This is a genomic window from Streptomyces sp. E11-3, assembly GCF_046540415.1.
Lineage (GTDB): Bacteria > Actinomycetota > Actinomycetes > Streptomycetales > Streptomycetaceae > Streptomyces.
Genome location: NZ_JAZGRL010000001.1, coordinates 2,574,385 through 2,584,396, shown reverse-complemented (window position 1 = coordinate 2,584,396; position 10,012 = coordinate 2,574,385). Strand labels below are relative to the sequence as shown.

Genomic DNA, 10,012 nt, shown 5'->3' with positions numbered 1-10,012 from the left:
CCCGCCCCCGCGCCCGCCGCCCAGGCCCCCAAGAAGAAGGGCCGCAGCAAGCTGATGCTCGCCGGGGTCGGCGTGGTCGTCATCACCGGTGGCCTCTACGGCGCCGGTCTGCTGATGAACCACTCGGACGTGCCGAAGGGCACCACCGTGCTCGGCGTCGACATCGGCGGCGGCACCCACGACGAGGCCGTCAAGAAGCTGGACGCCGCGCTCGGCAAGCGGGCGACGCAGCCGGTCGTGCTGTCCGTGGACGGTGAGAAGGCCGAGCTGACGCCCGCGCAGGCGGGCCTCAGCCTCGACGACCAGGCCACCGTGCGTAAGGCGGCGGTCAGCGACTACAACCCCGTGTCGGTGATCGGCTCCCTGTTCGGCGGCGAGCGGTCCGTGGAACCGGAGATGCCGACCGACGAGGAGAAGCTGGCGGACGCGCTGGAGCGGGTCGTCGGCGGCCAGAGCTCGTCGAACGACGGCGGTATCAAGTTCCAGGCGGGCAAGGCCGTTCCCGTCTACGGCAAGCCCGGCAACACGGTGAACATCCAGGGCGCCGTCGCCGCCGTGGACGCGGCCTACCGCACCCAGGTGGAGACCGGTATGACGCGGCCGGTCGAGCTCCCCGTCGCGACCACGGACCCCAAGGTCACCAAGGCCGAGGTCGACCGGATGATGAAGGCGTTCGCCGAGCCCGCGATGTCCGGACTGATCACGGTACGTACCGACACCGGGGCGACGGTGTCGTTCAGCCCGGAGAAGTCGATCCCCTTGTTCGTGAGCGTGGTCGCGGACAAGGCCGGCAAGCTCACGCCGAAGTACGACCTGGAGGCGCTCCAGGAGCTGTACGGCACCACCTTCGACGGCGTACTGGTCACCAAGGGCGACGGCAGCAAGAAGCAGCTCAGCCCGCAGGAGGTGGCCGCCGCCGCGGGGCAGGCCCTGGTCGGCAAGACGCCTCAGGAGCGGATCGTCACCATCCCGACGAACCCGAGCTGACCGGCCGCAGACCACCGCCCCTTCGGCACCCTCCTGCCGAAGGGGCGGTTTTCTGCCGGAGGGGGGCGGTCCGCGAAGTGGCGGGCGTCCGCTCCGCCCGTCCGCCCGTCAGTTGAGCATCGCCCGCGCCGCCAGCGCCTGCCGCCGGATGCGTTCGGCCGCCGTGGTGTCGACCGCGTCCACCACATCCGCGTACGCGTCCAACTCCTCCGCACCCGTACGGAACTCCCCGCGCTGGACCAGCAACTGGGCCCGCTCGTAGCGCAGTCGCGCGGGATGCGCGGGCAGCAGCAGCGAGAGGTCCACCGCCCACAGCGACACGTCGGAGCGCTCGGGGCGGGCCGCGGCCCAGGCGCGGATGTTGTTCAGGATGCGCAGCACGATGTCCAGCGGGTCCGCGGGGTGCAGCATCGACGGGTCGAGCGGCGCCCCGGTGGCCCCCGCCACCAGCAGTTCCGCGTCGCCGCCCGAGAGCACCCGCCCCCGGTCGAAGGGGTCGGCGAGCACCTGGTCGTCGGCGGGCCCGAACCCGACCACGAAGTGCCCCGGCAGGGCAACGCCGTACACCGGCGCCCCCGCCCGCCGCGCGACCTCGAGCCACACCACGGACAGCAGGATCGGCAGCCCGCGCCGCCGCCGCAGCACCGCGTGCAGCAGCGACGACTCAAGGCGCTGGTAGTCGGCCGGGGAGCCCCCGAAGCCGCAGCGCGCGCCGAGCAGCTCACCGACCGCCTGCGCCCACGCCTGGGGCCCACCGGGCCGGAACGGCAGCAGCCCGGCGAGCCGGTCCAGCTCGATCTGCGCCGCGTCGATCCCCGCCTCGTCGAGTGCCGGGTCCGCCTCCGCGCCCACCAGCAGACAGAGCAGCGCCAGGTCCGGCCGCTCGGACCTGGCTTCCTCGGCGAACCGCTGCCGTCGCGCGGGCGATGGGGGATGCATACGTCCTTGGTGCCCTCTCCGTGCGATCGCTAGGCCCGGGCTCAGCCGACCGGGACTAGGACACAGTGGGCGCGTCCACCGGCGCCCGGTAGTGGTGGTAGCGGTGATGGGGCGCGAAGCCCATCCCCTCGTACAGCCCCAGGGCCCCCGTGTTGTCCGACTCCACCTGGAGCCATGCCGCCGACGCGCCCTCGGCCAGCGCCTGCCGGGCGAGCGCCGCCATGACCGCCGTGGCCAGCCCCTGACGTCGCTGCTCGGGCGCCACCTCGACCGCCATGAACCCGGCCCACCGGCCGTCGACCACGCACCGCCCGATCGCCGCCGGAACCTCGCCCGTCTCGTCCGGCACGGACGCGAACCACACCGAAGGCCCGCTCTCCAGCACCTTCGTCACCACCGCCTGAGGCGTCTGAGACGTCCCGAACCGCTGGTACCGCCGCAGCCACCCCTCGTCGGCCGACCGCGACAGCCGTACGCGCGCCACGGCGGGGCTGTCCAGGTCACCGACCGCGGCGAGCCCGCCGACCCGGACCTCGGAGCTCACCTCACGTATCCACCCGCGTCGCTCCAGCTCCGCGCCGAGCAGTTCCTGCGCGCCCTCGGCTCCGGTGCCGACCTGGGCGTACGGGGGCAAGCCCCGTGCTGCGTACCAGGCACGTACCCGATCCAGTGCGTCGTCCAGCGGCACTCCCGGATCACCGAGCGGCAGTACCGAATTGGCTCGCCGGGTGAAGCCGGACGCGGCCCGCAGCTCCCACTCCCCGAGCCGCTCGTGTTCCACCGGCTGCCACCCCCGCGCGGTGACCCGCGCCAGCTCGGCGAAGGAGGCGGCGGGGCCCCGCCGCCGTGCCGGGGCGGCGGGCACGACCTTCCCGGCCACCAACGTCGATTCCACGATCCGGACGCTGTCCCCGGACCTTCGTGTGATGAACAGCACACCGCTGTCCCACGATGTGAGAACACCAACCGTGTCGGTGAACCTCCCGCCCGCTTCTCCACTCCCGCTCAAGCATCGCACTGAGACACGTTTGCCCACGTCAGCAGCGGTAATGTGGACTTCGAGGCGGCCGCCTCCGATGATTTCCACAGCTTGGTCCACCCCTCCTGTTCGGATCATGGCCAGGAACGGAGATACTAGGTGCGGGCATCGACGACGCCGCGCTCCCGCGCGCCAGGCGGCGGAGCCTGAGGAGGCCCGCCGGCGCCCTACCGAGGAGGAACGACAGCGTGACCTACGTCATCGCGCAGCCTTGTGTCGACGTCAAGGACAAGGCGTGCATCGAGGAGTGCCCGGTCGATTGCATTTACGAGGGCCAGCGGTCCTTGTACATCCACCCGGACGAATGCGTCGACTGTGGTGCCTGTGAGCCGGTTTGCCCGGTCGAGGCGATCTTCTACGAAGACGACACTCCTGAAGAGTGGAAGGACTACTACAAGGCGAACGTCGAATTCTTCGACGAGCTCGGTTCGCCCGGTGGTGCCAGCAAGCTCGGCCTGATCGAGAAGGATCACTCGTTCATCGCCGCGCTGCCGCCGCAGAACCAGTAACGGCTGTTCGCGCCGCCTCGGTCCCGTACGGCACCCACCGCCGTACGGGACCGAGGCGTTTCCGCATCCTCCGAACGTACGCCCGACACGAGAAAGTTGCCCCCTGTGTCCCCTGTGTCCGCGGTCTCCGACCGCCTGCCGGTCTTCCCCTGGGACAAGCTCGAGCCGTACAAGGCCACCGCCGCCGCCCACCCGCAGGGCATCGTCGACCTCTCGGTCGGTACGCCCGTGGACCCGGTGCCCGAGCTGATTCAGAAGGCGCTGGTCGCGGCCGCGGACTCGCCGGGCTATCCGACGGTGTGGGGCACGGCGGAGCTGCGAGACGCGATCACGGGCTGGTGCGGGCGCCGGCTCGGGGCCCGCGGACTCGTGCACCAGAACGTCCTGCCGGTCGTCGGCTCCAAGGAGCTGGTGGCCTGGCTGCCGACCCAGCTCGGCCTCGGCCTGGGTGACCGGGTCGCCTATCCGCGGCTGGCCTACCCCACGTACGAGGTCGGCGCCCGGCTCGCCCGCGCCGACTACGTCTCCTACGAGGACCCCACCGAGCTCGACCCGGACGGACTGAAGCTCCTCTGGCTCAACTCGCCCTCCAACCCCACCGGTCGGGTCCTGGCCAAGGACGAGCTGATCCGCATCTTGGCCTGGGCGCGCGAGCACGGCATCCTGGTCGTCTCGGACGAGTGCTACCTGGAGCTGGGCTGGGAGGCCGAGCCGGTCTCGGTGCTGCACCCGGACGTCTGTGGCGGCTCGTACGAGGGTCTGGTGTCCGTCCACTCGCTCTCCAAGCGCTCCAACCTGGCCGGTTACCGCGCCGCGTTCCTCGCCGGCGACGCGGCCGTGCTCGGCGAGCTGCTCCAGATCCGCAAGCACGGCGGGATGATGACGCCCGCCCCGGTGCAGGCCGCCACGATCGCGGCCCTCGGGGACGACGCCCACGTCGCCGAGCAGCGCGCCCGGTACGCGGCCCGTCGCGGCGCCCTGCGCGATGCCCTGCTGAAGCACGGCTTCCGTATCGAGCACAGCGAGGCGAGCCTGTATCTGTGGGCGACCCGCGACGAGTCCTGCTGGGACACCGTGGCCCATCTCGCCGAGCGGGGCGTGCTGGTGGCTCCGGGGGACTTCTACGGCCCGGCGGGGGAGCGGTTCGTACGGGTGGCCTTCACGGCCACGGACGAGCGGGTCGCGGCGGCGGTCGAACGCCTGGGGTAGCGGTACCCGTACGCACAGACGGAGCGGGCCCGGGAGTCAGGTACTCCCGGGCCCGCTCCACGCGCGCGTACGGCTCAGCCGAGCGGCAGGCCGCCCTTCAGCGGCAGCTGGTCGGCAGCGGGCAGGCCGCCGCCCACCGCGTCGGTGGGCAGACCGCCACCGGTCACCGAGTCCGTGGGCAGTCCACCGGTGGGCAGGCCGCCCATGAGCCCGCCCTTGGCCGCGGTCTCCCCGGTCTCACCGAGCATCTCGCCGGTGCTGCCCGCGACGTCACCGGCCGCCCGCTGCGCTACGGGCGCGGCGGTCGTCACGGCCTTGCCGCCGGTCTTGCCCGCGGTGGGGGCGGCCTTCTTGACGGCGTTGCCACCGGCCTCGCCCGCCATCTCGGTGACATTCTGGGTCGCGCCGTCGAGGGTGTCGGCGGCGCCGTCCAGCTGGGTCAGCCCGCCGAGGTTGGAGGTGTCCGGGAGTTCGACGGCGCTTGCGGAGCCGGCCGCACCGACCGCGGGCACCGCTCCCGCTGCGACAAGCAGCGCGGCACGGGCGATCCGACGGGTCAGGGGGAGGGACATGATGCTCCTTTGGACGGAGAGAACATTGGCGTACGGACGCCGTGACTACCGCTCGAGATCTCCGAAGGTTGCGGTAAGGCAACGTAAAGAGTTGGCAATGCATCACATCATCACCTACGGATAAAAACGGACAAACGGAGTGCGTCTCGCATGCCCGGGAATCCGCATAGCCCGGTGTTTTCAAGGGTCCTGACCGACCGCGGCCGAGGCGCGCCAAAAGCACGACGAAACGTCGTCCCTGCGTGATCGGCGTCCCCCTATCGAGGGAAGGGCCGCACTACCGGGCCATGACGATCAGGACCTCGTCGGTCCCGTCCCGCGCATCCGCTTCCGCCCGCGCCTTCACCTTGCGCCACTTCTGCCCGGAATCGTCGCCGGTCCACTCCCGGCCCGCGTACGCGACCCGCTCGACGTGCAGCACGGACGACTGCGCCACCGCCCACTGCGCCACTTCCCAGCCGCGCCGCACGCCGCCGTCCCGGTCCGCCGCGGACACCGGAACGGCCACGGTGTGCGAGGGCCCGGCAGGCCCGGCGTCCCCGCCCGCCGCACCCGCGCCGCCGCCCTTGCCGTCGTCGACCGCCCCGGTGCGCGGCAGTACGTCCCGCCCGAAGTCGCGGACCAGCGCCGCACGGACGCGCTCCGCGTCGCCGCTGCCCGAGCCCGCGTTCACGCCGCAGGTGAGCGAGGCGGCGGCCCGGCCGGTCAGGGCCGCGGCCAGCAGGGTGGCGTCCGGCTCGTGCTTGGCGTACGCCTGCGGGAAGCCGCTGCGCTGCACCCGCTGTGCGGCGTCCGTCAGCGGCAACTGCGTGTAACCCGGAATCTTCGCCAGGTGCTTGTAGAACTCCCCGGCCGAATACGCCGGGTCCATGATCTGCTTCCTGGTGCCCCAACCCTGCGAGGGACGCTGCTGGAAGAGGCCGAGCGAGTCCCGGTCCCCGAAGTCGATGTTCCGCAGCCCGGACTCCTGCAGCGCGGTCGCCAGCGCGATCGTCACGGCGCGCTCCGGCATCCCGCGCGAGGTGCCCACCGCCGAGATCGTCGCGGCGTTCACCGCCTGGTCGACCCCGAACTCGTAGGTCGCGCCGTCACCGGCGGCGGACACGACGACGCACCGTGGGGCAGGCTTGCCGCCGCCCGCGTACTGGGCCGCCAGATAGCCCGCGAGCGCCAGCAGCACGGCGACGGCCGCCCCGATCCTCAGGAGGCGGCCGCGCCCGATGGAAGAGGAGGGCTGCTTGGACACGCGGCCCACCGTACTGGAGTCCGGGATGCGGCCAAAAGCTCACTGCCACGCGGGGAAGGCTAGGGTCGAAACCATGCCCGACACCTCGCTTGACCTCACGCTGGATGCCGCGCGACTCACCGCGCAGCTCGTCGACTTCCCCTCCGAGAGCGGCCAGGAGAAGCCCCTCGCCGACGCGATCGAGGTCGCGCTGCGCGCCCTGCCGCATCTCACGGTCGACCGCCACGGCAACAACGTGGTGGCCCGTACGAACCTGGGCCGCGCCGAGCGGGTGATCCTCGCCGGGCACATCGACACCGTGCCGATCGCCGGCAACGTCCCGTCCCGGCTCGACGAGGACGGCATGCTCTGGGGCTGCGGCACCTGCGACATGAAGGCCGGGGTCGCCGTTCAGCTCCGTATCGCCGCGACCGTCCCCACCCCCAACCGCGACCTGACCTTCGTCTTCTACGACAACGAAGAGGTCGCCGCGCACCTCAACGGCCTGGGCCATGTCGCCGAAGCCCACCCCGACTGGCTGGCGGGCGACTTCGCGGTCCTCCTGGAGCCGACGGACAACCAGGTCGAGGGCGGCTGCCAGGGCACGCTGCGGGTGCTGCTGCGCACCAAGGGGGAGCGCTCGCACTCCGCGCGTGCCTGGATGGGCTCCAACGCTATCCACACGGCCGCGCCGATCCTGGCGAAGCTCGCGGCGTACGAACCGCGCAAGCCGGTCGTGGACGGGCTCCAGTACCACGAAGGACTCAACGCCGTGGGGATCGAGGGCGGCGTCGCCACCAACGTCATCCCGGACTCCTGCACCGTGACCGTCAACTTCCGCTACGCCCCCGACCGGAGCGAGGAGGAGGCGCTCGCCTTCGTCCGGGACTACTTCGCGGACTGCGAGATCGACGAGTTCATCGTCGACGACCACACGGGCGGGGCCAGGCCCGGCCTCACCCACCCGGCCGCCCAGGCGTTCATGGCGGCCGTCGGCGGCGAGGCGCGGCCCAAGTTCGGTTGGACGGACGTGTCGCGGTTCAGCGCGCTCGGCGTGCCCGCGGTGAACTACAGCCCGGGGGAACCGCTGCTCGCGCACAAGGTGGACGAGCGGGTACGGGTCGCGGACATCCCGGTCGCCGAGCAGCGGCTGCGCGGCTGGCTGACGTCCTGATCTCCGCTGGTCCCCGCTGATCCCCGGTGCTCTGCGCTGGTCGCTGCTGGTCTCTTGCGGGCATGCCCGTCACCCCCTGGCTTCCCGTAATTCCCTTCCTCCTCACTTCCGCCGACCTACGCTGAACCAAGACCGTCAGCGGAAGGGGATCTTCATGGGCAGTCCAGAAGCACAGGGGCCGCCGGAGGAGCAGTACCTCGGTCCTGTGGTGCGGCGGCGCGGACAAGTCACGCCTGGCACCACGGACCAGCGTTTGCTCGACTCCGAGGGCGGTGGCGACTCGGAGTGGCTGCACACCGATCCCTGGCGGGTGATGCGGATCCAGTCGGAGTTCGTCGAGGGCTTCGGCGCCCTCGCCGAACTCCCCAGCGCGATCAGCGTCTTCGGCTCCGCGCGTACGGCACCTGGCTCACCCGAGTACGAGAGCGGCGTGCGGCTCGGCAAGGCGCTCGTGGAGGCCGGGTTCGCGGTGATCACGGGCGGCGGTCCGGGCGCGATGGAGGCGGCGAACAAGGGGGCGCGGGAGGCCAGGGGGATCTCGGTCGGCCTCGGCATCGAGCTCCCCTTCGAGCAGGGCCTCAACCCGCATGTCGACATCGGGGTCAACTTCCGCTACTTCTTCGTCCGCAAGACGATGTTCGTGAAGTACGCGCAGGGGTTCGTGGTCCTGCCCGGCGGCCTCGGCACCCTGGACGAGCTCTTCGAGGCCCTCACCCTGGTCCAGACCCGCAAGGTCACCCGCTTCCCGATCGTGCTGTTCGGCACGGACTACTGGGGCGGCCTGGTCGACTGGCTCCGCGACTCGGTGGTCGCGCAGGGCAAGGCCTCGGCGCACGACCTCCTGCTCTTCCACGTCACGGACGACGTGGAGGAGGCGGTTTCGTTGGTGACGAAGGAGGTCGGGCGCTAGCGAATTCAGCCCGTCCGGCGTTTGAGGACATCGTTTGGAGCCTGGCCGGCGACTGAGGCCTTTCGGGAAGGGGCGGGGTGGGGGCCACATCTCTGACCCCAGCTCCCACTCCTCCCGTCAGGCCAGTCCTCGCCGCGCCACCGCCGGCGGCCGATGCCCCTGGATGGACGCGACCATGTCCAGGACCTGCCGAGTCTCGGCCACCTCGTGCACGCGATACACCCGCGCCCCGAGCCACGCCGACACCGCCGTCGTGGCGAGCGTCCCCACCACCCGCTCCTTGACGGGCTTGTCCAGCGACTCCCCGACGAAGTCCTTGTTGGACAACGAGACCAACACGGGCCACCCCGTGGACACCATCTCGTCCAGCCGCCGCGTCGCCTCCAGGCTGTGCCGCGTGTTCTTCCCGAAGTCATGCCCCGGATCGATCAGTACGGACTCCCGCGGCACCCCCAGCGACACGGCCCGCTCGGCCAGCCCCAGCGTCACCCGCAGGATGTCGGCCATCACATCCTCGTACGTGACCCGATGCGGCCGTGTCCGCGGCTCCGTGCCCCCCGCATGAGTGCACACCAGACCCACCCCGTGGCGCGCCGCGACCTCCGCGAGCCGCGGGTCGACCCCGCCCCACGCGTCGTTCAGCAGATCGGCCCCGGCCTCGCAGACCGCCTCGCCGACCTCGTGCCGCCAGGTGTCGACGCTGATCACCACGTCCGGGTGCCGCCTGCGCACCTCGGCGACGAACCCGACCGTACGCCGTGCCTCCTCCTCGGCCGTCACCTCCTCACCCGGACCGGCCTTGACCCCACCGATATCGATGATGGCCGCACCCTCTGACACCGCCTGCTCCACGCGGGCGAGCGCGGGCTCGTCGCGGAAGGTGGCGCCCTGGTCGTAGAAGGAGTCCGGGGTCCGGTTGACGATCGCCATGATCACGGGCTCCTGCGCGTCGAACTCGCGCCGTCCGAGCCGCAGCGGGCTGTGCATCCCCTGGTTCCTCCTCGCATCGGTCGCCTGTGACCTTAACTGTCGGTGCCGCATGGCACGATCGGACCGAACAGTTGAAAGTGGCGCGCTCCGGGGAGATGGTCGTGTTCTGGTTCCTGCTTATCGCGCTCGTGGTGGTGGTCGCCGCGGTCACCCTGGCCGTGCTGGGCGGCGGCGACTCGGCGCCGCTCCCGGACGCGGAGCCCGAGCGTGTCGCGGACCCGCTGCCCGCGGACCGCCCGGTCGGCTGGGTCGATGTGCAGGCGCTGCGCCTGCCGATGGTCGTCCGCGGCTACCGCATGGCGGATGTGGACGACGCGCTCGCCCGCCTCGGTGCGGAACTGGCCGAGCGGGACGCCAGGATCGCCGAGCTTGAGGCGGCGCTGGCCGGTTCCCAGGCCACCGCGGTCAGCGGCCCGGACCTCTTCAAGGACTACCCCCCACAGGACGCGGTCCCCGGC

The 10,012-nt window shown here is 71.6% G+C and carries 10 protein-coding genes and 1 pseudogene; 6 read left to right on the top strand and 5 right to left on the bottom strand.

Features of this window, described 5'->3' with window-relative positions:
* Window positions 1–987 (top strand): annotated as a pseudogene (locus tag U9R90_RS11590) (hypothetical protein); the annotation flags it as partial.
* Between the two features lie 108 nt (window positions 988–1,095).
* On the opposite strand, the gene U9R90_RS11585 reads toward U9R90_RS11590, so the two are convergent.
* Both U9R90_RS11585 and U9R90_RS11580 read right to left on the bottom strand, forming a co-directional pair.
* A complete protein-coding gene (locus tag U9R90_RS11585) occupies window positions 1,096–1,926 on the bottom strand; it encodes a tetratricopeptide repeat protein (RefSeq protein ID WP_411056342.1) in 831 nt (276 codons plus the stop codon).
* Between the two features lie 55 nt (window positions 1,927–1,981).
* Window positions 1,982–3,013 carry a GNAT family N-acetyltransferase gene (locus tag U9R90_RS11580; protein ID WP_411056341.1) on the bottom strand — a complete coding sequence of 344 codons (1,032 nt, stop codon included), beginning with the start codon at window positions 3,011–3,013 and terminating at the stop codon, window positions 1,982–1,984.
* Window positions 3,014–3,153: 140 nt separating this feature from the next.
* Between U9R90_RS11580 and fdxA the strand changes: the two genes are divergently transcribed.
* Together fdxA and U9R90_RS11570 are read left to right on the top strand one after the other, a co-directional pair.
* Window positions 3,154–3,474 (top strand): ferredoxin, encoded by a 321-nt coding sequence (fdxA, locus tag U9R90_RS11575; RefSeq protein WP_411056340.1) that lies wholly within the window; start codon window positions 3,154–3,156, stop codon window positions 3,472–3,474.
* Between the two features lie 114 nt (window positions 3,475–3,588).
* Window positions 3,589–4,683: a bifunctional succinyldiaminopimelate transaminase/glutamate-prephenate aminotransferase gene (locus tag U9R90_RS11570; RefSeq protein WP_411057714.1), complete on the top strand. Its 1,095-nt coding sequence runs from the start codon at window positions 3,589–3,591 to the stop codon at window positions 4,681–4,683.
* Between the two features lie 74 nt (window positions 4,684–4,757).
* On the opposite strand, the gene U9R90_RS11565 is transcribed toward U9R90_RS11570, so the two are convergent.
* Window positions 4,758–5,255: an ATP-binding protein gene (locus U9R90_RS11565; RefSeq protein WP_411056339.1), complete on the bottom strand. Its 498-nt coding sequence runs from the start codon at window positions 5,253–5,255 to the stop codon at window positions 4,758–4,760.
* A gap of 277 nt (window positions 5,256–5,532) precedes the next feature.
* A complete protein-coding gene (locus tag U9R90_RS11560; protein WP_411056338.1) occupies window positions 5,533–6,510 on the bottom strand; it encodes a heavy metal transporter in 978 nt (325 codons plus the stop codon).
* Between the two features lie 64 nt (window positions 6,511–6,574).
* On the opposite strand from U9R90_RS11560, the gene dapE reads away from it, so the two are divergent.
* Complete coding sequence (gene dapE, locus U9R90_RS11555) at window positions 6,575–7,654, top strand: succinyl-diaminopimelate desuccinylase (RefSeq protein ID WP_411056336.1); 1,080 nt, start codon at window positions 6,575–6,577, stop codon at window positions 7,652–7,654.
* Between the two features lie 154 nt (window positions 7,655–7,808).
* Window positions 7,809–8,564 carry a TIGR00730 family Rossman fold protein gene (locus tag U9R90_RS11550; RefSeq protein WP_411056335.1) on the top strand — a complete coding sequence of 252 codons (756 nt, stop codon included), beginning with the start codon at window positions 7,809–7,811 and terminating at the stop codon, window positions 8,562–8,564.
* Between the two features lie 117 nt (window positions 8,565–8,681).
* Here U9R90_RS11550 and folP read toward each other — a convergent pair whose 3' ends face one another.
* Window positions 8,682–9,551, bottom strand: a complete 870-nt coding sequence (gene folP, locus U9R90_RS11545; RefSeq protein ID WP_411056334.1) for a dihydropteroate synthase — start codon at window positions 9,549–9,551, stop codon at window positions 8,682–8,684.
* 98 nt (window positions 9,552–9,649) lie between these two features.
* Between folP and U9R90_RS11540 the strand changes: the two genes are divergently transcribed.
* Window positions 9,650–10,012: DivIVA domain-containing protein (locus U9R90_RS11540; RefSeq protein ID WP_411056333.1), on the top strand; the 363-nt coding region annotated here is incomplete at its 3' end.

Coding starts and splice junctions, on each gene's coding strand:
- U9R90_RS11585 (WP_411056342.1), bottom strand. CDS start 1,926: ATGCATCCCCCATCGCCCGCGCGACGGCAGCGGTTCGCCGAGGAAGCC.
- U9R90_RS11565 (WP_411056339.1), bottom strand. CDS start 5,255: ATGTCCCTCCCCCTGACCCGTCGGATCGCCCGTGCCGCGCTGCTTGTC.
- dapE (WP_411056336.1), top strand. CDS start 6,575: ATGCCCGACACCTCGCTTGACCTCACGCTGGATGCCGCGCGACTCACC.
- U9R90_RS11550 (WP_411056335.1), top strand. CDS start 7,809: ATGGGCAGTCCAGAAGCACAGGGGCCGCCGGAGGAGCAGTACCTCGGT.
- folP (WP_411056334.1), bottom strand. CDS start 9,551: ATGCACAGCCCGCTGCGGCTCGGACGGCGCGAGTTCGACGCGCAGGAG.